Raw genomic sequence first — 20,895 nt, forward strand, 5'->3', positions numbered from 1 at the left:
GAGAACAGGCCTTCGGGTTACCGAAAGGCCTGAAGAGCGCCGCATCGAACGATGCAGCGCAAGGGATGACTCACTTCACCAATTGAAAACGGCCGACCACGGCGCGCAATTCGCTGGCCAGCGATGACAACTCGTCCGCCGTCGCGGCGTTGTCCTCGACGCCTTCCATGACCACCTGACTGCTGTTACTGATGCTCATGACATTGCGGTTGATGTCTTCCGACACTGAATGCTGCTGCACCGCAGCGCTGGCGATCTGAGTGTTCATGCCCAGGATGCCGTCCACCGCTTCGTTGATCTGCTTCAGGGTACCCGAAGCCTGCTCGGAGGCATCGAGGCATTCATGGGCGCGGTCCTGACCGGCCTTCATCTGTTGCACGGCTTCGTCGGTTGCATCCTGCAGTTGCTGGATGATGCGGCGAATCTCTTCGGTGGAGTTCTGTGTGCGTGACGCCAGGGTACGGACTTCGTCCGCCACCACCGCAAAGCCCCGGCCCTGCTCCCCGGCCCGCGCCGCTTCGATGGCCGCATTGAGGGCCAGCAGGTTGGTCTGGTCGGCGATGGTACGGATCACCTCGATCACACCGCCGATTTCCTGGCTGTGAGTGGCCAGGGCTTCGACCTTGTGCGCACTGAGTTGCACTTCATTGGCCAATGCTTCGATGGTTGCCCGGGTTTCGCCCATGACTTGCAACCCCCTCGCGGAGGCACTGCTGGCTGCTTCGGCGGCACGGGCAGCCCCTTCGGTGTTCTGCGCCACATCGGCCACACTGGCGGTCATCTCGTTAATGGCCGTGGCCACTTGTGCAGTTTCGGCCTGCTGGGCATCCATGGATGATTTGGCCTGGCTGATCGAGCTTTCCAGTCGCTGCGCGGAATCGGAAACGGAATGCGAGCTGCGTTCCACCTGGCTCAGGGAGCGGGAAAAGGCTTCGACCATACTGTTCAGGCCCGCCGCGACATCACCGATCTCATCATGGCTGTCTACCAGAGCCCGAGCCCTGAGGTCGCCTTGCGCGATACGTGCGGTCACGCTCAGCAGCTCATCCACGGCACTGCGCAGGGCGCTGTAGATGCCAGCAAAGGCATACAGCAGCAAAATGCCAATGACGACGAACAGGCCAATGAAGAACAGACGCTCATTGCTACGGTCATGAAGGCGCGTGGCAAGCTTGTCCTTCAGCGAAGCCTGCATCTGTTCCTGGGCCTTATAGAACTGCCCGACCACCGCATTGCCACGCTCCCCCAGGGTGTTGGCGTTCACATTCATGCGCTTGTCCGGGTCCAGATAGCTCTGCAGGTCGCGGCGCAGACTCTCCAGATCGGCAAAGGCCACGGCGATGGGTTGTTCCACCACGTCGGCAAGCGCAGGCTCGTCACGACGTAACAGGCGCAGGCTCTGCTCCAGCTCCTGACGAATCTGGGCCTCCTGCTTCATCAGGGTCATGGCAAAGGTGCGGGTCGTCTCGTCGACCGGGCGATCGGCGCTGAAGCCGTTGGCCAGGCCGCGAATCTGGCCGACCACATTGATCTGTCGGGGCAGTCGCAATGTGCTCAGATCGATCAGGAACAACGAGCCATAATCTTCGTCCAGAATCATCCCGGAGCTGGCCGAAATGTAATAGACGAAGCCCAGCACGCTGGTCAGCTGGTCGTTCCAGGCGCTGAAGATCGTCAACGGGTCCGCACCGGTCTTGCCCCGTGCGATCAATTCGCGGGTGTCGGCACGCAGTTTCTGGACCCGGTCGGCCGTTTCCAGTTGCTTGCCGAGCTTGCCGTCCAGGGTCGCGAGGTCATTGAAGGCCTGTTCGAGTTTCTCGGCATTGCGAGCGACTTCGGCCTTGGCACTTTCGTTTCCGCTGAGCATGCTGTGGGTCAACGAACGCTGCATCATGGACAGGCGCAGCACGGGCGTCACATCCAGGAGGTACTGCTGGCCCACCTGTTCGTGACGCAGGGTGTCCATGCTGGTGTTGAGCGATTGCATCACCCGAATGCCGAGAAACAGCAGCGGTATCAGGACAATGATTCCAAGGATGAAAAACTTGACAGGGAAACGGACGCGATTTGTAACGTAAATGGCAGGACTCAATATGTTCATCTAGATTCTCGTTCACTAACTATTATTAGCGACAGCCGTCCAGGGCCTTCTTGAGACGAACACGTTCTCGTTTATAGAGGTTATTGATCGAAGAATCGGTGCGTCAGGCTTTGTACGAAAAGTCGGTGAGATGCAATCAGACAAGCCAGAGACAGGCGATGAACGGTCGGAGTCACGCGCGACGTCAAATGCTTTGAGCGCTATAGGGGATTTCCTGTGCACGACCCGCCATCGCCCGATGGCAAACGCTTCGGGCGTCAGGTGTCGTCAGGAGAACAAAATGTGAAACGTTGCCGGATAACTGTCAGCCCAGGGTAATCAGGCCCTGACGTGCAATGCGCGTCAGATCACGGATCACTTGCACCGCATCGGCCGCGTCAGGCGCCTGAATCACGGCCAGATCGAACTGGTCGTCGGCATAGCGGGACAGCGATTGAGTCGTATCGGCAAATTGAATGAGAAAGGCACAGGAGCCACCACGGCGACGCGGCCAGCCGTCCAGATAACGCAGCAATGTCGGTTGATGCGAACCACCCAACAGGATTTTCGGGTTCTTGCGTGACAGCACAGTGCTGATCGGGGACAGGCGAACGAGGGGGCGCAGGTTGCTCATGGTGTCTTGTCTCAGCCTCGAAGGGTCCGCTGGGCAGCGGTGGGAGGCAACACCGAACCAACGTTTTAGCGGTATTTCGACAAGATCGATGCCTTGTCTGGCGCCCCGCAAGTAGTTGTTAAATCGGCACCTAGGCAGCATCGTAGAGAAGCCGCCGGTTAATTGTCAAATGCCATCAACGAGAAAGGCTCGCCTGATATGAGGCGAGCCTTCCTTTCATGCTGCCGTCACTCAGTTGGACAGCGCGCGATCCACCGACAGTTTGCCCGCACCTTCGATCAGAATCGCGATGGCACCGCCGAGCAAGGCCAGGGCGAACTCATACCCGTTGTTGGCCATGAACAGGCCGTTGCCGATGTGAACCGAGAAAATGGCGACCAGCAGCAACACAGCCAGAGCCAGAGCCGCAGGGCGAGCCAGCAGGCCGATCAGCACTGCCAGGCCACCGAAGAACTCGGCACTGCCCGACAGCAGGGCCATCAGATAACCGGGAGTCAGGCCCTGGCTTTCCATGAACTGGGCGGTTCCTTCCAGACCGTAGCCACCGAATGCGCCGAACAGCTTCTGGCTGCCGTGGGCAATGAAGATGATACCGACGATGATGCGCAGGACAGTCAGACCATAGCCAGCGCGAGTGGAGAGTACAGAGTTGATCGTTGCGTTCATGGTGATGTATTCCGTAACTGATTAAGTGGGAGTGGCGCCATCATAATCAATTTAACAAATATGAAAATCGCAAAAAACGCAGCATAAAAATCGAATATTTCGATCTATTTGCGAGAAACGTATTTCTCGGAAGCCTCCTTCTCCAAGGTTCCTCTCTCGCGATCGAACGCCAGGTAATACTTGTTCACGCTGTTCACGAAGCTGACCACCCCGGCACTGCCCTGCTCCATGGCAATGCGCTCGGTCTGGAAAAACCATTGATTGGGGTTGAGTCCACGACGACGGGCTTCGTCGCGCATGCTCTGGACCCGCTCCGGTCCCAGGTTATAGGCGGCCAGGACGAAAGCCATGCGCTCGCGCTCATTGACCCGGGGGCTGGCAAAGTACTTGCTGCGGATCAACGCCATGTAGCGAGCGCCGGCCTGAACGTTCCGGTCCGCCGTCTGGATATCGGAAACACCGACCCGCCTTGCCGCGGACGGCGTGATCTGCAACAGCCCCGTCGCCCCGCCGCTGCCCTTGGCCGCCGGGTCCAGTTTCGACTCCTTGAACGCCAGCGCAGCCAGGTCCAGCCAGTCCATATCCTGCGCATCGGCATGGCGTTGCAGCATGGGCCGCAGCTTTTCCAGACGCTGGAGATTGTTGCGGACCAGCGGATTATTGACCCGGTACATGTTCTTGTAGGCCTTCTCGAAGGCCAGGTCCTGATTGGCGGAAGGCGTGTAGGTCTTGAGGAAGTCATTGATGCTGGCCCGCAGCACCGTGGCCTCCTGGCGCACGAACCAGCTGATGTCGCCATGGGTGCGCAATGTCAGGTTGCGATCCAGACGCAGCCTGGGCATGACCCTGGCCCAGCGCTCGGCAATCGGCTGCTCCACCAGGGTCAAGGGGTAGATACCGGCCTGAACCATTTCCAGCACGTCTTCCACGGCCAGGCTGGGATCGACCCACTCGATCCGTGCCGGCGGCAACTTGCGCAAGGCCAGTTGCTGATTCACCTGATGCAGCGCTTCATCGGCCATGCTGCCTGCCGGCAGGCTCAGCGTACGCCCCGAAAGCTGCTCCACATTCCTGAGACTGCGCCCGCCCCTGACACCCACCAGCACCAGCGGCACATCGTGGACAATCGGCTCGCTGGCCTCGACCCCCTTGCCGCTGCCGGTATCGAGCAGCTCGCCGGGCGCAACCAGATCACCCTCTCCTCGCTGCAAGGCCGCCAACAACTGGTTCTTGGCCTTGGGGATGATTTTGAACTTCACTTTCTGGCCATTGCGGGTGTGGCCGTTGAGGTAGTGCTCGAACGCCTGCAGCCGCTGATATTCAATGCCGATTTCCTGGCCTTTGACATCTCCCGAGCTGTTACGGCTCTGATTGACCAATACGCGCAACACCTTGCTGCTGCGAATCGCGGCCAGATCGCGCACCTGTGTCTTATGTTGCGCGGCTTCCGGCCCCACCTGACGGGCAGCCACCGACAGAGGCGACAGGGCCAGCAGGCAGACGATGGGCAAAAGCAGGACTCGGACGGTCATTCACGCCTCCGGGGAGATGCCAGAAAAGACAGAAAAAGGTGTTCCAGAGTGAGCTACAGACAAAACCGTTGAGCCTTCATGCTCAACCTGCTGAATACATTAGACTTTCTTGTTATCACCGAAGCTTTGCTATCCTCGGTAGCCTTCGGCCAGAGGTAACACCATGCAACTCATCGACATCGGCGTCAATCTTACCAACGCCAGCTTTGACTCCCAGCGACAGGCGGTACTCGAGCGCGCCTATGCCGCCGGCGTCTCGCAACTGGTCGTCACCGGCACCAGCGTCGAGGGCAGCGAACAGGCTCTGGAGCTGTGCCATGAACTGGACGAAAGCGCCCTGCGGCTCTTCTGCACGGCAGGCATTCACCCTCATTCGGCGAGCGCTTGGACATCGGACACCGAGAAAAAGTTGCAGGCACTGCTCAAGGAAAGTCGCGTCCGCGCCGTCGGCGAATGCGGGCTGGATTTCAACCGGGATTTTTCGCCCCGCCCTCAACAGGAACAGGTGCTCGAAGCCCATCTGGCCCTGGCGGTCGAGCTGCAATTGCCGGTGTTCCTGCATGAGCGCGACGCCAGCCAGCGTCTGCTGGAGATTCTGCGTGACTACCGTGATCGCCTGCCGGCGGCAGTGGTTCACTGCTTTACCGGTGAACAACGGGCACTGTTCAGTTATCTGGATATGGACCTGCACATTGGCATTACCGGCTGGATCTGCGATGAACGCCGTGGCACCCATCTGCATCCGCTGGTCCACAATATTCCCCGTGGCCGACTGATGCTGGAAAGCGACGCCCCTTACCTGCTGCCGCGCAGCCTGCGGCCCAAGCCGAAAAACGGCCGCAACGAACCGGCGTATCTTCCTGAAGTCTTGCGTGAAGTGGCCTTGCATCGGCAGGAGAGCCAGGAAGACCTCGCTCGCCACACCACCGCCTGTGCACGTGTTTTTTTCGGTTTGCCAGTATTGGAGGCGTCATTGGATGAAATCTGATGTTACCTTGACTCGCATCAATAGATTCTTTATTGACTAAGGCATCGTGATGGCACCTTGCTGCACGCATTCTAAAGATCAACCAAAAGAAGACCACTTATGGGCTCACTGCTTAGCAACCTCTCTCTGAAGTACAAGTTTTGGGCCGTCAACGCGGTCGCCTTCATCACCACCCTGCTGTTGGTCTTGCACGCCGTACAACTGGAGCAACAGGCCAGACAGGAAAGCGCCGTAGAAGCCGCCCAGGCCCAGGCTCGTCTGGTCAGCGCCTGGCCCGCCGCCCAGGCCTTGCCCGCCACGGCCAATCTGCTGACTTACGCCCAGGGTCAGACACCCAGCCTGAAAAACCTGCCGCTGCCCGAGCTGGCCAGCGCCAGGGACTGGGTTGCACTGGACAAGCAAGCCGACGAACAACGCCTGGTCGGCGCACAGGTTGTCAGCCGCGCCGACGGCCAGCGTGTCGCCGTGCTGGCCTTCGCCCCCGACACCCTGACAGTGCTCAAGGATCGCTTTACCAATTACGCCATCACCGTATTCGTGCTGATGATCGCAATGCTGTGCGCTTCGCAGCTGCTGATCCGCTTCATCCTCACCCAGCTCAATACCCTCAAGGACGTGATGCTGCATGTGGAACAGAGCGGTGACCTGTCGGCGCGTGTGCCTAACGGCAGCGACGATGAAGTCGGCCAGATGGCCAAGGCCTTCAATGCCATGCAGGCCGGTTATCAGCGCGTGGTCAACACCGTTTCGCAGACCGCTACACGCCTGGATGAAGGGGCCGCGCATCTGGCTGCCGGCATGAAGGATGTACGCCACGGCATGCTCGGCCAGCAAAGCGAAACCGATCAGGTCGCCACGGCGATCAACGAAATGTCGGCCACGGTCTATCACATTGCCCAACACGCCAGCACCACGCGGGATCAGTCCCAGACCGCCGATACACTCGCCGGTGGCGGCAAGGCCGTGGTCGATCGCGTCCAGGTATCGATTGCCGGCCTGTCCAGCGGCGTGCAACAGACGGCCCAGATGATCCAGCGCCTCGCCGAGGACAGCCAGAAGATCAACGGCGTGGTCAACGTGATCCACAGCATTGCCGAACAGACCAACCTGCTGGCCCTCAACGCCGCCATCGAAGCAGCCCGTGCCGGTGAAATGGGACGCGGCTTCGCTGTGGTTGCCGATGAAGTCCGCAACCTGGCCAAACGGGTACAGACCTCCACCGACGAAATCACCACCATGGTGTCCGCGTTGCAGGCCGGAACACGCGATGCCGTGGACTTCATGCAGGACAGCTCCTACAAGGCCGACGAGTGCGTGCAGCAGGCCCAGGAAGCCGGTGAAGCCCTGGCGGCCATTGCCGGTGCCGTGGCCCAGATGCGTGAAAGCAATACGCAGATCGCCGTCGCCGCCCAGCAACAGAGTCAGGTCGCCGAAGAAATGAACCGTGCGGTCGTCAGCATCCGTGATGTGACCGAACGCACCGTCACCCAGACCGTGGACTCGGCCTCCACCAGTGACGATCTCGCCACCCTGGCGGGCGAACTGAGCAAGGCCATCGGCCAACTCAAGCTGTAAAGCGCTATCGCACCGATAGTCAGGCTTGGCTCGCAGGCAACTGCGGCCAGGCCTATTCTTCAGGCATTGAAATATGTTTTGAAGAGGACTGCAGTATGGGCAAGCGACTCCCCAACCTTCCGGCCTGGCAATGGCGCGGCTATGCCGACAACCATCAGCACCCGACCAATCTTGTCCTGCACCTGATTGCCGTTCCGTTGTTTATCGTGGCCGTTCTGCTGCTGCTCGACGGGCTTTTTTCCCTGAGCTTTTCCTCGATCGCCATCGGGATCATCGGCCTGATCGCGGCGCTGGGTTTTCAGCGCCATGGTCATTCTCTGGAAGCTCAGGCCCCTGAGCCCTTCAGCGACAGGAACGATGCGGTAAAGCGCCTGCTGACCGAGCAATTCGTGACCTTCCCGCGCTTTGTCCTGAGCGGAGCCTGGTGGCGTGCCTGGAAACAGGCGTGGAAACAGAAGCATCACCGTTAGCCAGAACCCGCCCCCGCTAGCTCAGCCAAAAACCGTCACCGTCTGCCGACTGATCGCCACCAGTTGCCCGTCAGGCCCCCATAACATCGCGGCGGTATGACCGTAGCCGTCGCGGGCATGCTCGATAACCGCCCGATAGCTGCACCAGTCGTGGGTATTCAAGGCCGGCTGAGGCTGGACGAACTCGATGGTCCAGGTCAACGAGCTGCCGGGCGCAGGCTTGCTCAGGTGCGGCAACAGCGCTGGCGGCCAGGTATCGACCATGCCCAGAATATGCGCCTCCGTCACGGGGCGGGCCTCTCCCAGACTGCGAAAACGGACATAACCGCCGATGGCCGGAGACGGCGTATGGCTGAATGGCAGTCCTCCCAGGGCCCAGCGGAGCGCCATGAAGCGCAGGTACTCAGGCATCGCGCCGCTGACAAAAGGCAACTCCTGACAATCGTCCACCGGTTTGAATTCAGGAGCGCGCTCGGCCTCGACCGAAATCACCGACTCGCGTGGTGCACCGAAACTGCCCTGCATCAGGGTCGTCACCTGACCGTTCTGCATCGCTCGCCCCAACACCTGGCTGACTGCCTTGCCCTCCCGCAGGATCTCGACCTCAAAGGAAATCGGAACCTCCGGTTCGGCCGGTCCGACAAAGGTGATCGCCAGGGAACGAACCGGCCTGTCCTGGGGCACACGAATGCGCATGGCTTCGTATTGCAAGGCCGCCATCAGGCCGCCAAAACAGGCACGCCCCTGGGACCATTGAGACGGGATGACGACAGACTGTGGCTTTGTGTGAACGGCATTGATCAGGTCAGAAAAATTCATGGGCACCCCGGCATCAAAGCAAGCTGGCTGACCGCGATCTTAACGAGCTGGCGATCCGCTAGCGCATGACGTTTCGGCATAGTTGCGGCCTGAATGCCCCTAAACCCCGACAAACTCAGAAACACCCCTTGCCCAGTCGTTCAAGAGCCTTTTCAGCCTTGCGCTCGGCCCGCACGATGCCGATCTGCCAACCCGCAATACAGGGGGCCAGATCAACCTGTTGACCGGCCTGCGCCAGCCATTGCAAGTGGTCGTGCCAGTTGCCCAGTTCGCTCTGGGCAGTCTTGAGCAACTTCAACACGCTCTTCGGTTGCTGATCGATATGCGGATACGCCTCGGCCGCATAACGTACACGCTTGATCAGCAGGCGCAGATCATGGCGGTCGTGACCCGGCTCAGCCATGGCCGAGCGTAGTTTGCGCCATTGCTTGTCCATGCGCTTCTCGATGATCTTGTGCAGGTCACGCAACAACCCTTGCCGCTCCAGCATGCGCAGCATGGCCGGGAATTGATCGAGTCTGGCGAACAGGCGGATCAAGGCTTCGGAACGCGCCACCTTCGGACAGGCTTCGTCCAGGTAGTAGTGACGCCTGCCAGCGGCGTCATGCAGCCCTTTTTCGGCGAGAAACGCAGCCAGCACCTGCATGTCACGCAAAGGCGTCGTCAACTGGCCAACCCCCTTGGCGGCCTCTTCCAGAGGCTCGACGCCCGGCAGCTCGCGCAAGGGGCGCAGGACACTGCGCAGGCGACGTACCGTAGTGCGCAGGTCATGCAGCGCTTCACTGTCGGTGGATACCGCGACACGCGCCTGACACGCGAGCAGCCTGACCTCCAGCGCAACGATTTCGGCGATCAGATGATCCACCATCGACGACATGCTCACCCCCTGTTGAAAAACCGCTTCATGAATGATTGCCTTTTACCGGTGCCAGCCGCCACGGCAAACGGCGACGCAATTGCTTCAGATGACGCCGCAACTCGGTCACCGATGCTCCGCTTGCCCCATAGCGCTGATCCTGGAAGGCCTGGACAAAGGCCTCGATGACATCGGCGTGCCGGGGAAAGAACAACACGGCCCGACGACAGAATGCCTGAGCCCCCTCACTCGGCAAACGCTGTAACCCGTGACGCGCCAACAACCGCTCGAAGGCCTTGAACAATCGCAGCTGCGGATCGCTTTCCCGCTGCCAGGGTTTGAACAGCCACAAGGCTATCAGCCCCAGAACACACAAGACACCCCCGACAAAAACCGGCATCTGAAAGCCCGAGAACCAGCGACCCAGCACCTGTAATTGCTGCTGCCCCTGATAACCCAGCACCCAGCGCTGCCAGCCGTAATTGAGGCTGTCCCAGCTCAAGCGCAGGGAATTGATCCATGGCACGCCTCGATAACGCAGTACCGACATGGGGGAGTCCTGCAGGAAGGCTTCATCGGCGGCCAAGGCCTGCTCCAGCCCCTGCTCGATTCGCTGCGGGGCCACGGCAGCCGTTGGGTCGACGCTGCGCCAGCCAATTCCAGGCTGCCAGTATTCGACCCAGGCATGCGCGTCGAACTGGCGGACTGTCAGGTACTGGCCATCAGGGTTCAACTCCCCTCCCTGATAACCGGCCACGACCCGCGCAGGGATTCCCGCCGCACGCAGTGTAAAGGTCATGGCCCCGGCATAGTGCGCACAGAAACCGCGTCGGCTGACAAACAGGAAATCATCGATGCTGTCGATCCCCAGCGTCGCAGGCTTGAGCGTGTAATGAAAAGGCTCCTCGCGAAAGAACCGCTGCATGGCGTCGACCAGGGCATCCGGCTTTGGGTAACGCCGTGCCAGATCCATCGCCCATTCCCGCGTCCGGGCATTGCCTTTGGCGGGCAGTTGCAGGTCCTGGCGCTGAATATTCTCATTCAGTTGCGGATCGCGGACCGCCGACGGCCAGGACGTAACCGCAAACATCAGGGATTGATCCACCGGGCGTCTGCGCTGCAAGCGGAAATCGCTCATCTGACGCACTTCGGCCAGGGATGTCTCGCCTACGTCGAGGCTTGGCAGCCATGGACGCCCGCTGGGTTCCATGACAATGCTGTAGGTCAGCGTGTCCCCTTGCTTCTGCCACTGGGGAATCTGAATCGTCTGGGCCCGCAAGGATTGCGACCAGCGACGACCGTCGAACTGTTCAAGGGTCAGGCTGCGCCAGTACAACTGATTGCGTGCCGGTACAGCCCCCTCGAAACTGGCCCGGAACACCAGGGCCGGTGACTTGCTCAACTCGGCCAGATCCCCTGGGGCCATGCTGTCGGACAGCCCGGTAATGGCCTTGTTGCCGGGCTGCGGCAACGACCATAAGGGATCAAGGCGCGGAAAGAACAGAAACAGCAGCAACATCAGGGGAACGGCTTGCAGGATCAGCTTGACGCTCAGGGCCAGGCTGCTGGCCGGACGGTCGGCAAACCCCGAAGGTTGCAGGCCGATCAGGGCCGCCAGCAACGCGGCGATGGGCAACAGGCTGAACAGGGCCCACAAGAGGTTGTCCTCGAACACATAGCCGACCACCACACAAAAGAAGCCCAGGAAAATCAGGACCAGCGCATCGCGGCGGGTCTGCATTTCCAGCATCTTGAGCACGAATGCCGCAATCAGCAGAGCAGCCCCCGCATCGAGCCCCACCAGACTGCCACGGGCCAGATACACGCCCCCGGCCGTACCGACCAGCAGGCCCGACTTGACCCAGGTGCCAGGCATGCGGGCACGCATACGCAGAACCTGGACACGCCATGCCATGCACCCCAGCCACAGCAGGATGATGGACACCGGCAAATGCGTGAGAAAAGGCACGATTACCAGAGCCTGGGCCGACAACAGCCAGGTCAGGGCGATGCGGGTGACGGGTTGCCCCAGGCCGGTGTCGTTCATGTGCGATTGCCAAACAGCGCCAGTGCCCGCAGACAGGCTTCACGGTGGGCATCGCCGCTGTCCACACCGGACAGAAAACCCGGCAGTCGCAACGCAAAGGGTTGCTGGCGCTGGGACAACTCCAGCACCCAGTAACACAGGCGCGACAGGCGCTCCTCGATATCGCCGCCCAGGGCCATGAAGTCCAGACACAGCTCATGACCGCTCAAGTCCGTGAACTCCTTGACCAACAGCCCCTGACCTCGGGAATACGCCTTCCAGTGCAGGCGTCGACGGCTGTCCCCCGACTGATAGCTGCGCAGCCCCTGATAGTCATCCACGCCCGCCCCACGGGTCGCCTGCCCATCGTCGCGGGCATGGGGTTGCACACCCTGAAGCACCGGCATCGCGCCGGGGATCGGCCGGGGGTAAATCAATGCACTCTGCTCCAGGTCAAGCCAGCTCCAGGCCCGGAAGATACCCAACGGAAATACGCTCTCGACCCTTAATCGGGGGGCACGCAGCCAGCCGCGCACTTCTGCCGGAAGGACCAGTTCGACCTCTGTCAGCCCCTGGGCACTGACATCGCTCACTTGCAGATCGGCTGCGCTCCAGCCCAGCGCCAGCGCCTGATGGGCCTGGTCGGTACTTTCCAGGCGCAGACGCAGCGGCACCGCTTCGCCGACGAATACCGAACGCGCCGACCCCGCACTGAGCACCAGCCCGCCAAGGTTTCGATACGTGTGCAGAATCGCCAGAATCCCGACCGACAGAAGCAGAAAGGTCAGGCCGTAGGCCAGGCTGTTCTGGTAGTTGATGGCAACCAGCAGCATCAGGAACACCACCAGCGCGAAGGTCGCCCCGGTGCGCGTAGGCATGATGAAGATGCGCCGGTGATCCAGCCTGATACGTGCCGCCGGGGGAATCCGTCGATTCAGCCAGCGCTCCCAGATCGGTTTGAACTGTTGGATCAAAGTACCGCCACCTCACGCAACAGCCACTGCACCAGTGCTCCGCCGCCATGCCCCGTCGGATCGCTGCGCTCACGCAGACGATGACCGACCACCGATGGCAGCACCGCCTGCACATCCTCGGGAATCACGTAGTCACGCCCCAGTAACAAGGCCCAGGCACGCGCTGCGGCCAGAATCGCCAGGCTGGCCCGCGGCGACAGCCCGTAGGCGAACTGTGGCTGGCTGCGAGTGGCGTCCACCAGTCGCAAGACATAATCGACCAGCGCATCACTGACCCGAACCTGACGGGCCTGAGCCTGTAACAGGCCCAGTTCGGCATGGTTGAGTATCGGCTGCAGACGCGGCACCAGCTCACGCCTGGATTGCCCCAGCAACAGCGCCTTTTCCGCGGCCCTGGCGGGATAGCCCATGGAGATGCGCATCAGGAAACGGTCCAGTTGCGATTCGGGCAAGGCAAAGGTTCCGCCGGAACTGAACGGGTTCTGGGTGGCAATCACAAAGAACGGATCGGGCAATAGTCGTGTGGCGCCTTCAATGGACACCTGCCCTTCTTCCATCGCTTCCAGCAAGGCACTCTGGCTCTTGGGCGTTGCCCGGTTGATTTCATCGGCCAGTATCAGTTCGGCAAAGATCGGGCCGGGATGAAAGGTGAATTGTCCGGTGTCACGATCGAACACCGACGTGCCGAGGATATCGCCCGGCAGCAGGTCCGAGGTGAACTGGATTCGCTGATAGCTCAGGCCCAGTATCCTGGCCAGAGCATGGCTGAGGGTTGTCTTGCCCATGCCCGGCAAGTCCTCGATCAGCAAGTGCCCTCCTCCCAGCAGGCAGGTCATCGCCAGACGTACCTGCGCCTCCTTGCCCAGCACTACTTCATTTATGGCACTCAGACATGCATCGAGTTTTCTGCCCATGTAAAAGCCTCTCCAGGCGACTGCTCAAAAGCTATTGGGACTGCAAACGATGCCAAACATACGCACTTTAGGGTTAGCGTAGGCCTTTTCGCCAGAACCGGCAGGAGAGAAATGATTGAAAGGGAGGAAGATTGCGATATTGCTGTCGCGAATGAATTCGCTCCTACGGCGAGGAAGCGAACTCATTCAGGGGAATGCTGTTGCGAGCCTAGCGCCCGGCGCGCGACTCACGGATATAGAAACGTGCTTTTTCTGCTTTTTGGGTACACCCTTCAAACGCCTCGAATTGCTGTTGGGTCTTGGCACCGGTCAACAGCGACAAGGCCTTGGAGTAGCTGACCGTACCGGCAAAACCTTCGGCCTTGGCCAGGTCCAGCTCCTGCCATGCGCTGTCGAGCTGGCTGCCGCAGCTCTCCCGATACCCGGTCTTGCCAGCGCAACCTGCAAGAACCACGATGAACAATGGCAGACAGATCCAGGCTTTCATGGGGTGTTACCTCAACAGTAAAAATGGAATGTGCGGGTTTGACGATGCATCCCGTTAAAAGTGCCACGAGGCATGGCGCCAAACGTAACTGTTTTCGTCATACGCCATTCTGCATGACAAAAGCTGCAGATCGATACCAATCTGGAGGGGGCTGATGAAAAAACGAATAGCACTGGTGCTGGGTTCCGGCGGCGCTCGTGGTTATGCGCATATCGGCGTGATCGAAGAGCTGGAACGCCGCGACTATGAAATTGCCTGCATTGCAGGCTGCTCGATGGGAGCCGTGGTCGGCGGCATCTACGCTGCCGGCAAGCTTGAACAGTATCGCCAGTGGATCGAGAGTCTCGATTACCTGGATGTGCTGCGCCTGGTAGACGTGAGCTTCCGGCTGGGCGCGATTCGTGGCGAGAAGGTCTTTGGCCAGATCCGCGATATCGTCGGCGACATCAACATCGAAGACTTGCGCATTCCCTATACGGCAGTGGCCACCGACCTGACCAATCAACAGGAAATATGGTTTCAGGAAGGCTGTCTGCATCAGGCCATGAGAGCCTCGGCGGCCATTCCCAGCCTGTTCACTCCCGTGATGCAGGGAAGCCGGATGCTGGTCGATGGCGGCCTGCTCAACCCCTTGCCCATCGTGCCGGTGGTCTCGAGTCATTGCGACCTGATCGTGGCGGTCAACCTCAATGCCACCCATCAGCAGCAGTATCAATTGCCCACAATCGAACGCCCTGCGGCCGTGAAAAAACGCGTTGATTCACTGATCAGCTCACTGGGCTCGCGCCTTCCGTTTCGTCGCAAGCTCGATACGGTCGGCCGTGCGGCCATGGACCCGGACAGCCTGAAACCCGTGGCGGCCCCCATCGACAACCCCTGGCTGGGCGAAGACTCCGCCAATCCGCTGAATCAGCAACCGGCCGCAGCCCCCGAAGCACCGGGGGCACCCAAATCCGCCAGCGGCTCGGTGATCATCGACAACGTAGGGCCGGCGTCCCTGCTGGACCTGATCAACCAGAGCTTCGAGGTCATGCAGACGTCTCTGGCACAGTACAAGATCGCAGGCTACCCACCGGATATTCTGGTCAACGTTCCCAAGCGGGTCTGCCGGTTCTTCGAGTTCTACAAGGCTCCGGAGTTGATCGCTCTGGGGCGGGAGATCGCCAGAGATACGCTGGATCGGTATGAAAGCGAAAACCGCTAACGACCTCTCGTGACAGAACCCTCAGGGAGCGCCCCTCCCCTGAAGCCGCGAGCCTACACCGCGACCGCCTCGACCTTGCGGTGCTTCTCATAGAGAAAGCTCAGCACTGCATGGCGATACTGGTTGTACAGCGGGTCATCCGCCATGGCGATGCGGTTGCGCGGGCGAGGCAGGTCGATCTTGAGCACCTCGCCGATGGTCGCCGAGGGGCCGTTGGTCATCATCACGATACGGTCGGACAACAGCACGGCTTCGTCCACATCGTGGGTGATCATCAGCACCGTATTCTGCAACTCGCTCTGGATGCGCATGACCTCGTCCTGCAAATGCGCACGGGTCAATGCATCCAGCGCACCGAAGGGTTCGTCCAGCAGCAGGACCTTGGGTTGCATGGCCAGCGCACGGGCAATACCGACCCGTTGTTTCATGCCGCCGGACACTTCGCTCGGGCGCTTGTGCAAGGCATGGCTCATGCTCACCATGTCCAGGTTATACAGCACCCACTCATGACGCTCGGCCTTGCTCTTGCTGTGCTTGAACACCTTGTCCACCGCCAGCGCCACATTCTCGTAGACCGTCAGCCAAGGCAACAGCGAATGGTTCTGGAACACCAGGCTGCGATCCGGCCCGGGTGCGCGAACCTCCTTGCCGTCCAGAATCACGGCACCGGAGGTCGACTCGGTCAGCCCGGCCACGATATTCAGGACCGTCGACTTGCCGCAGCCCGAGTGGCCGATGATCGAGATGTACTCGCCCCGCGCCACGTCCAGGTTGACGCCGGTCAGGACCTGGCTGGAAACCCCGTCACGCTCGAAGGTCTTGCTGACCTGCTCGATGCTCAAATACTTGTCTTGCGCATTCATGTGCATGCTCCTTAACCGGCCGATGTGCCGCGGGTGACAAGATGACCGACAAAGGCCACCAGCCGGTCGAGTAGAAAGCCCACGACGCCGACGTAGATCAACGCCAGGATGATGTCGCTGATACGCGAGGCGTTCCACGCATCCCAGATGAAGAAACCGATTCCGACGCCGCCGATCAGCATTTCTGCCGCAATGATCGCCAGCCAGGAAAGACCGACACCGATGCGCAATCCGGAGAAAATGTAAGGCGCGGCAGCGGGCAGCATGATCTTGCAGAAATACTCCACACCATTGAGGCGCAGGACCCTGGCCACGTTGCGGTAGTCCTCGGGAATATTGCGCACTCCCACCGAGGTATTGATGATGATCGGCCAGATCGCCGTGATGAAAATCACGAAGATCGCCGACGGATGACTGTCCTTGAAACCGGCCAGCGACAGCGGCAGCCAGGCCAGTGGCGGCACGGTGCGCAGGATCTGGAACAGCGGATCCAGAGCCCGCATCGCCCAGGCCGACTGGCCGATCAACACCCCGAAACTGATCCCGACGACAACCGCCAGCGTATAGCCGTAGGCGACGCGCTGAAGGCTGGCGAGCAACTGCCAGGCCATGCCCTTGTCATTGCCGCCGTTGTCATAGAACGGATGGATAATCAGCTCCCAGGTTTCATGGATGACTTGGGTCGGCGGCGGCAATGCTGCGCCCTTGCCACTGCACAGCATCTGCCACAGCAACAGAAACAGCACGCCCACTACCAGCGGCGGCAAGACGCCCTGCAATGCAGACTGACGCAGGTTCTTGAGCCTGGCCGGCCAGCGACTGACGGGCTTGCCGGTGACCGTCATCGGTGCTCCGGCAGCCTTGAAGCTTTTGCTTTCAGCGTTCATCGATATCTCCCAAGCGAGTGGCTGGCATCAGGCCAGTGCCTTGATGGTCTGGCTGTCCAGGTAGGCTTGCGGGTTTTGCGGATCAAAGGTCTTGCCATCGAAGAACTTCTCGATGCCACGTGAGGTAGAAGCCGGAATCTGAGCCGCCGGGACGTTCAGTTCAGCCGCTGCCTTGCGCCAGATGTCCTCGCGGTTGACCTTCTCGATCAGCGCCTGGCTGTCGAAATCCAGAGGCAGGTACCCCCAGCGCTTGTTCTCGGTCAGGAACCACAGGTCATGGCTCTTGAACGGATAGGACGCGAATTCGTTCCAGTAACGCATCAGGAACGGGCTGTTTTCCACGACCTTGCCCATGCCGTAGTCGAAGTTGCCCTTCATGCGTTGCACGATGTCGTCGTAAGGTGCGTTGATCCAGCGCCTTTTGGCACAGATCTGCGCGACCTCTTCCTTGTTTTCCGGCTTGTCGCAGAACATCTGCGCTTCCATCACCGCCTTGAGCAGCGCCTTGGCCGCATTAGGGTTGGCGTCGACATAATCGGCACGCAACGCCAGGGCCTTTTCCGGGTGGTTGTTCCAGATCTCGCCGGTGGTGTTGGCGGTGTAACCGATCTTCTGGTTGACCAGTTGCCCGTTCCACGGCTCGCCCACGCAGAAGCTGTCCATGCTGCCGACCTTCATGTTGGCGACCATCTGCGGCGGTGGCACGACGATGGTCGACAGGTCCTTGTTCGGATCAATGCCGCCCGCCGCCAGCCAGTAGCGCATCCACAGGTCATGCGTACCGCCGGGGAATGTCATCGCCGCGTTGATGCTTTTACCGGCCGCCTTCTTGGTCGCCAGGGCGGCCTTGAAAGGTGTCGAATCGATGCCCAGTTTCAGATCGGCGTATTCGTTGCCCACGGAAATGCACTGACCGCCCACGTTCAGGCGCGCCAGGATGTACATCGGAACGGGTCGGTTGTTGGGGGTGATCTTGCCTGCGGCGATCAGGTAAGGCATGGGCGTCAGAATGTGCGCGCCATCGATACCGTTGCTGGCCGAACCCAGGACCAGGTTATCGCGTGTGGTGCCCCAGGACGATTGCTTGAGCACTTCGACGCCGGTCATGCCGTATTTGGCAAACAGGCCTTTTTCGTCGGCCACGAACAGGGGCGCGGCATCGGTCAGGGCAATGAACCCCAGCTTGGCACTGGTGGTCTCCAGGCCATCGGTACCTGCGGCCCAGACCACGGATTGCAAGCCCGGAGGCAGGATGCTCAACGCCGCACCGCCGCCCAGCAAGCCCAGCGACTGTTTGAGGAAAGACCGCCGAGGCGCATTGTGCGGGTTGTCTTGCTCAAGGCTATCTGGCTTCTCGTCCATATCGTTCCCCCAAAAACACGCATAAAAAAACGGCGTACACACGCTCCAGGCCTTTGCCGATGAACGTGTGGACGCCGTTGTCCGGAATTCGCTTATGTGCCGCGGTCTTCGTCTGGAAGTACCGGGCCTGCATGACCTGCAAAGCAGTTTGCATGCCAGCCTTGCAATGGCCTTGAGCGACGTGGCCTGCAGCGAACATGCCGTGTTCAGGGGAGCCTGACAGCCAAGAGGGTTTCGCACATTACTGGGGCGCGCCCTGCGTCGGTTGCCCGACGCAAGTGCACGGAAATCAATGACGCTTGCGGGGTGCCGGGCGGGCGGCGGCAAAGGCCAGCAGAGTCTGCGCCACATCAACCATGCGCTGCCCTCGCTCCATCGCAGACTGACGCAACCGCTCGTAAGCCTGACCCTCGCTCAGTTGGTGCTCGTCCATCAACAGACGCTTGGCCCGCTCGATCAGCTTGCGTTCATTGAGGGCCTGACGGGCCTCTTCAAGTTCGTCATTGGCACTCAGCAACCGCTGGGTCTGGGATTGCAGCAGGTCCAGCACCGAACGCCCGAGATGCGGGCCTAGTCCATCGGCGGGCGGGCTGTCCAGATCGCTGGCCTGAACGCTGAACAGGCGCGCCTGATCGACACTGCCCTCGACCTCCAGACTCACCAGCCGGGCAAGCAACTGCCGGTGGTTATCCAGGTCGGCACGTGCCTGTTTGATGCTCTCCCGGCATCGGACCAGAAGCCCGTCGGCCAGATAGATTTCGATGTCGCGCATGGCATCGATGCGCAGGGTGTTGAGGTCAAACCACAGCTCCGACAGCATGGCATCGACCTGTTCGGACGCCGAGGTCTTCAAGGCCACGCCGCGCAGGCGCCCGAGCTGCGCCACACAATCGCTGGCCTCCTGATTGCGCCACAATCGACGAGCATCATCGTCGGCAAACTGGATGAACGTCTGGAAACAGCGCTCCTGACTCTGCACCAGATGCTCGAGCCGTTCGCGTGAGGCCGCATCGAAATAGCCGACCAGAAACCCTGCCACTCCGCAGGCTCGCTCCTGCCCCGCCAGTTCCTTGCCCTGCATGAAATTGAACATGGCCACCAGGACACGGGTAATCACCGGATCGATGGCCGTGTCGGCCGCCTCGAACACCACCGCCAACAGGCCACCGATCAGACGACTCAGGACCAGGGTGGCGTCCTGCGGCGTCAACCGCTGCTCGCGAATCCGTCGACGCAACCCCGGCAGCTCGTCCAGGCCATGCATGACGTAGGCAATACGGTTGAACAGCCGGGCGCGATCGGATGCACTGGCCGCATCCAGATCGATACGCTCGAAACAGACCATGGCCCTTGCTTCGATGGCTTTGGTCTCGGCCACAAGCACATCGAGCTGGGCCAGATGATGGGCCTTGCCGCTGCCCAGATACATGTTGGAGTAACCACGTTCACGCTGGAGGGCATGCACCAGCTGGCCGACCTGCGTCACCATCTGACAGGTGGACGCGAGGCCTTCCAGGCCCTCCAGTTCGCTGCGGCGTGCTGCCAGCATGAAACGCAACGCCGGTGGCATGTTTTTATCGGTCATGGAATCGCTTCACGGTTGGAGTTGAGAGACTCCATGCAAAAGCAGGTCCAGCCCGAACCTGACACACCCTATTGCCTGATAAAGTCCAGCAGATAGCCATTGATCTCATCGGCCAGGGTCGTGCACATGCCATGCGAAGCGCCAGGGATGATTTTCAGAACGGCACCCGGCACCCGCTCTGCGCTCTTGAAGGCGGAAGCGGCAATGGGAACGATCTGGTCATCGTCGCCATGCAGGATCAAGGTGGGCACATTGAACGCCTTCAAGTCTTCGGTGAAGTCGGTTTCGGAAAACGCCTTGATGCAATCCAGTTCGCTCTTGATCGAACCCGCCATGCCAATGGCCCAGAACGCGTCGATCGTGCCTTGAGAGACCTCGACACCTTCGCGATTGAAACCGTAGAACGGTATGGCCAGGTCCTTGAAGAACTGGGAGCGATTGGCCGTGACTCCCTCGCGGATACCATCGAACACCTCGATGGGCAGCCCTTCGGGGTTGGCCGGTGTCTGAAGCATGATCGGTGGCACTGCGCCAATCAACACAGCCTTGGCAACCCGTGCCGTACCGTGACGACCTATATAGCGGGCCACCTCACCACCGCCTGTGGAGTGCCCGACAAGAATTGCGTCTTTCAGGTCCAGGGCCTCGAACAACCCGGCCAGGTCGTCGGCGTAGGTGTCCATCTCATTACCGTCCCAGGGCTGCCCTGAACGCCCGTGCCCCCGCCGGTCATGGGCGATGACGCGATAGCCGAGGCGTCCCAGGAAATTCATCTGACTGTCCCAGGCGTCTGCACTCAGTGGCCATCCGTGGCAAAACACCACGGGCTGTCCGGTGCCCCAATCCTTGTAGTAGATCTCGGTGCCATCTTTGACTTTCAACAGGCTCATAAACATCGGTCCTCATGTTATGCCGCGGTGACAGAAGCAAGGACGACTTTCGAGCGACGTCACATGCAGTCGCCGCCTCGAAG

20 protein-coding genes and 1 pseudogene are annotated in these 20,895 nt (G+C 60.5%); 5 read left to right on the top strand and 16 right to left on the bottom strand.

Features of this window, described 5'->3' with window-relative positions; translation table 11 throughout:
• Positions 1–70 precede the first annotated feature (70 nt).
• The 5 genes and pseudogenes from ACIPY9_RS13440 to ACIPY9_RS13460 all read right to left on the bottom strand — a co-directional run bounded on the left by ACIPY9_RS13440 (position 71) and on the right by ACIPY9_RS13460 (position 4,912).
• Positions 71–940 carry a methyl-accepting chemotaxis protein gene (locus tag ACIPY9_RS13440; protein WP_400702089.1) on the bottom strand — a complete coding sequence of 290 codons (870 nt, stop codon included), beginning with the start codon at positions 938–940 and terminating at the stop codon, positions 71–73.
• Positions 941–2,101 (bottom strand): annotated as a pseudogene (locus tag ACIPY9_RS13445) (HAMP domain-containing protein); the annotation flags it as partial. It abuts the gene before it with no gap.
• A 304-nt stretch (positions 2,102–2,405) separates the two neighbouring features.
• Complete coding sequence (locus tag ACIPY9_RS13450; protein ID WP_400701673.1) at positions 2,406–2,714, bottom strand: class I SAM-dependent methyltransferase; 309 nt, start codon at positions 2,712–2,714, stop codon at positions 2,406–2,408.
• Positions 2,715–2,945: 231 nt separating this feature from the next.
• Positions 2,946–3,380 (bottom strand): DoxX family protein, encoded by a 435-nt coding sequence (locus tag ACIPY9_RS13455; RefSeq protein ID WP_400701676.1) that lies wholly within the window; start codon positions 3,378–3,380, stop codon positions 2,946–2,948.
• Positions 3,381–3,484: 104 nt separating this feature from the next.
• Positions 3,485–4,912 carry a transglycosylase SLT domain-containing protein gene (locus ACIPY9_RS13460; protein ID WP_400701679.1) on the bottom strand — a complete coding sequence of 476 codons (1,428 nt, stop codon included), beginning with the start codon at positions 4,910–4,912 and terminating at the stop codon, positions 3,485–3,487.
• Positions 4,913–5,075: 163 nt separating this feature from the next.
• Here ACIPY9_RS13460 and ACIPY9_RS13465 point away from each other — a divergent pair, with 163 nt between their 5' ends.
• The 3 genes from ACIPY9_RS13465 (at position 5,076) to ACIPY9_RS13475 (ending at position 7,945) form a co-directional block, all read left to right on the top strand.
• On the top strand, positions 5,076–5,900 hold the full coding sequence (locus ACIPY9_RS13465) for a TatD family hydrolase (RefSeq protein WP_400701681.1): 825 nt from the start codon (positions 5,076–5,078) through the stop codon (positions 5,898–5,900).
• Between the two features lie 99 nt (positions 5,901–5,999).
• The gene (locus ACIPY9_RS13470) at positions 6,000–7,475 is read left to right on the top strand and encodes a methyl-accepting chemotaxis protein (protein ID WP_400701683.1); all 1,476 of its coding nucleotides are present in this window, start codon (positions 6,000–6,002) and stop codon (positions 7,473–7,475) included.
• 95 nt (positions 7,476–7,570) lie between these two features.
• Positions 7,571–7,945: an Mpo1-like protein gene (locus tag ACIPY9_RS13475; RefSeq protein WP_400701686.1), complete on the top strand. Its 375-nt coding sequence runs from the start codon at positions 7,571–7,573 to the stop codon at positions 7,943–7,945.
• Positions 7,946–7,966: 21 nt separating this feature from the next.
• Here ACIPY9_RS13475 and ACIPY9_RS13480 read toward each other — a convergent pair whose 3' ends face one another.
• From ACIPY9_RS13480 to ACIPY9_RS13505, 6 genes are all read right to left on the bottom strand, one after another.
• Positions 7,967–8,764, bottom strand: a complete 798-nt coding sequence (locus ACIPY9_RS13480) for an acyl-CoA thioesterase (RefSeq protein WP_400701689.1) — start codon at positions 8,762–8,764, stop codon at positions 7,967–7,969.
• Positions 8,765–8,879: 115 nt separating this feature from the next.
• Positions 8,880–9,632 (bottom strand): CHAD domain-containing protein, encoded by a 753-nt coding sequence (locus tag ACIPY9_RS13485; protein WP_400702092.1) that lies wholly within the window; start codon positions 9,630–9,632, stop codon positions 8,880–8,882.
• Between the two features lie 34 nt (positions 9,633–9,666).
• Complete coding sequence (locus tag ACIPY9_RS13490; protein ID WP_400701692.1) at positions 9,667–11,667, bottom strand: DUF3488 and DUF4129 domain-containing transglutaminase family protein; 2,001 nt, start codon at positions 11,665–11,667, stop codon at positions 9,667–9,669.
• Positions 11,664–12,620 carry a DUF58 domain-containing protein gene (locus ACIPY9_RS13495; RefSeq protein ID WP_400701695.1) on the bottom strand — a complete coding sequence of 319 codons (957 nt, stop codon included), beginning with the start codon at positions 12,618–12,620 and terminating at the stop codon, positions 11,664–11,666. Before ACIPY9_RS13495 ends, ACIPY9_RS13490 begins: the two co-directional genes overlap by 4 nt.
• Positions 12,617–13,534 carry an AAA family ATPase gene (locus ACIPY9_RS13500; protein ID WP_400701698.1) on the bottom strand — a complete coding sequence of 306 codons (918 nt, stop codon included), beginning with the start codon at positions 13,532–13,534 and terminating at the stop codon, positions 12,617–12,619. The genes ACIPY9_RS13495 and ACIPY9_RS13500 overlap by 4 nt, the downstream gene beginning before the upstream one ends.
• Positions 13,535–13,742: 208 nt before the next feature.
• Positions 13,743–14,021 carry a hypothetical protein gene (locus ACIPY9_RS13505; RefSeq protein WP_400701701.1) on the bottom strand — a complete coding sequence of 93 codons (279 nt, stop codon included), beginning with the start codon at positions 14,019–14,021 and terminating at the stop codon, positions 13,743–13,745.
• Between the two features lie 154 nt (positions 14,022–14,175).
• Here ACIPY9_RS13505 and ACIPY9_RS13510 point away from each other — a divergent pair, with 154 nt between their 5' ends.
• Entirely contained in the window at positions 14,176–15,225 is a 1,050-nt protein-coding gene (locus ACIPY9_RS13510) for a patatin-like phospholipase family protein (RefSeq protein ID WP_400701704.1), read from the top strand.
• Between the two features lie 53 nt (positions 15,226–15,278).
• On the opposite strand, the gene ACIPY9_RS13515 is transcribed toward ACIPY9_RS13510, so the two are convergent.
• The 3 genes from ACIPY9_RS13515 to ACIPY9_RS13525 are packed head-to-tail and all read right to left on the bottom strand — an operon-like array spanning position 15,279 to position 18,337.
• Positions 15,279–16,088 (bottom strand): ABC transporter ATP-binding protein, encoded by an 810-nt coding sequence (locus ACIPY9_RS13515; RefSeq protein WP_400701707.1) that lies wholly within the window; start codon positions 16,086–16,088, stop codon positions 15,279–15,281.
• Positions 16,089–16,099: 11 nt separating this feature from the next.
• Complete coding sequence (gene ntrB / locus ACIPY9_RS13520; protein WP_400701710.1) at positions 16,100–16,975, bottom strand: nitrate ABC transporter permease; 876 nt, start codon at positions 16,973–16,975, stop codon at positions 16,100–16,102.
• 27 nt (positions 16,976–17,002) lie between these two features.
• Positions 17,003–18,337: a CmpA/NrtA family ABC transporter substrate-binding protein gene (locus ACIPY9_RS13525; protein ID WP_400701713.1), complete on the bottom strand. Its 1,335-nt coding sequence runs from the start codon at positions 18,335–18,337 to the stop codon at positions 17,003–17,005.
• Positions 18,338–18,431: 94 nt separating this feature from the next.
• On the opposite strand from ACIPY9_RS13525, the gene ACIPY9_RS13530 reads away from it, so the two are divergent.
• Positions 18,432–18,557 carry a hypothetical protein gene (locus tag ACIPY9_RS13530; protein ID WP_400701716.1) on the top strand — a complete coding sequence of 42 codons (126 nt, stop codon included), beginning with the start codon at positions 18,432–18,434 and terminating at the stop codon, positions 18,555–18,557.
• A gap of 69 nt (positions 18,558–18,626) precedes the next feature.
• Here the strand turns inward: ACIPY9_RS13530 and ACIPY9_RS13535 are convergent, their stop codons facing one another.
• Both ACIPY9_RS13535 and ACIPY9_RS13540 read right to left on the bottom strand, forming a co-directional pair.
• Positions 18,627–19,922, bottom strand: coding sequence for a nitrate- and nitrite sensing domain-containing protein (locus ACIPY9_RS13535; protein WP_400701719.1), 1,296 nt, complete (start codon positions 19,920–19,922; stop codon positions 18,627–18,629).
• A gap of 68 nt (positions 19,923–19,990) precedes the next feature.
• Positions 19,991–20,812: an alpha/beta fold hydrolase gene (locus ACIPY9_RS13540; protein ID WP_400701722.1), complete on the bottom strand. Its 822-nt coding sequence runs from the start codon at positions 20,810–20,812 to the stop codon at positions 19,991–19,993.
• Between the last annotated feature and the right edge of the window lie 83 nt (positions 20,813–20,895).

Origin of the sequence: Pseudomonas sp. NPDC089734 (assembly GCF_044748865.1) — a bacterium.
GTDB lineage: Bacteria > Pseudomonadota > Gammaproteobacteria > Pseudomonadales > Pseudomonadaceae > Aquipseudomonas.

Bases quoted from the DNA above. Each gene is read 5' to 3' on its own strand.
- ACIPY9_RS13510 (WP_400701704.1), top strand. From the start codon at position 14,176: ATGAAAAAACGAATAGCACTGGTGCTGGGTTCCGGCGGCGCTCGTGGT.
- ACIPY9_RS13515 (WP_400701707.1), bottom strand. From the start codon at position 16,088: ATGAATGCGCAAGACAAGTATTTGAGCATCGAGCAGGTCAGCAAGACC.
- ACIPY9_RS13455 (WP_400701676.1), bottom strand. From the start codon at position 3,380: ATGAACGCAACGATCAACTCTGTACTCTCCACTCGCGCTGGCTATGGT.
- ACIPY9_RS13525 (WP_400701713.1), bottom strand. From the start codon at position 18,337: ATGGACGAGAAGCCAGATAGCCTTGAGCAAGACAACCCGCACAATGCG.
- ACIPY9_RS13460 (WP_400701679.1), bottom strand. From the start codon at position 4,912: ATGACCGTCCGAGTCCTGCTTTTGCCCATCGTCTGCCTGCTGGCCCTG.
- ACIPY9_RS13490 (WP_400701692.1), bottom strand. From the start codon at position 11,667: ATGAACGACACCGGCCTGGGGCAACCCGTCACCCGCATCGCCCTGACC.
- ACIPY9_RS13440 (WP_400702089.1), bottom strand. From the start codon at position 940: ATGGTCGAAGCCTTTTCCCGCTCCCTGAGCCAGGTGGAACGCAGCTCG.
- ACIPY9_RS13450 (WP_400701673.1), bottom strand. From the start codon at position 2,714: ATGAGCAACCTGCGCCCCCTCGTTCGCCTGTCCCCGATCAGCACTGTG.
- ACIPY9_RS13540 (WP_400701722.1), bottom strand. From the start codon at position 20,812: ATGAGCCTGTTGAAAGTCAAAGATGGCACCGAGATCTACTACAAGGAT.
- ACIPY9_RS13505 (WP_400701701.1), bottom strand. From the start codon at position 14,021: ATGAAAGCCTGGATCTGTCTGCCATTGTTCATCGTGGTTCTTGCAGGT.
- ACIPY9_RS13475 (WP_400701686.1), top strand. From the start codon at position 7,571: ATGGGCAAGCGACTCCCCAACCTTCCGGCCTGGCAATGGCGCGGCTAT.
- ACIPY9_RS13465 (WP_400701681.1), top strand. From the start codon at position 5,076: ATGCAACTCATCGACATCGGCGTCAATCTTACCAACGCCAGCTTTGAC.
- ACIPY9_RS13470 (WP_400701683.1), top strand. From the start codon at position 6,000: ATGGGCTCACTGCTTAGCAACCTCTCTCTGAAGTACAAGTTTTGGGCC.
- ACIPY9_RS13480 (WP_400701689.1), bottom strand. From the start codon at position 8,764: ATGAATTTTTCTGACCTGATCAATGCCGTTCACACAAAGCCACAGTCT.
- ACIPY9_RS13500 (WP_400701698.1), bottom strand. From the start codon at position 13,534: ATGGGCAGAAAACTCGATGCATGTCTGAGTGCCATAAATGAAGTAGTG.
- ACIPY9_RS13530 (WP_400701716.1), top strand. From the start codon at position 18,432: ATGTGCCGCGGTCTTCGTCTGGAAGTACCGGGCCTGCATGACCTGCAA.
- ntrB (WP_400701710.1), bottom strand. From the start codon at position 16,975: ATGAACGCTGAAAGCAAAAGCTTCAAGGCTGCCGGAGCACCGATGACG.
- ACIPY9_RS13485 (WP_400702092.1), bottom strand. From the start codon at position 9,632: ATGGTGGATCATCTGATCGCCGAAATCGTTGCGCTGGAGGTCAGGCTG.
- ACIPY9_RS13535 (WP_400701719.1), bottom strand. From the start codon at position 19,922: ATGACCGATAAAAACATGCCACCGGCGTTGCGTTTCATGCTGGCAGCA.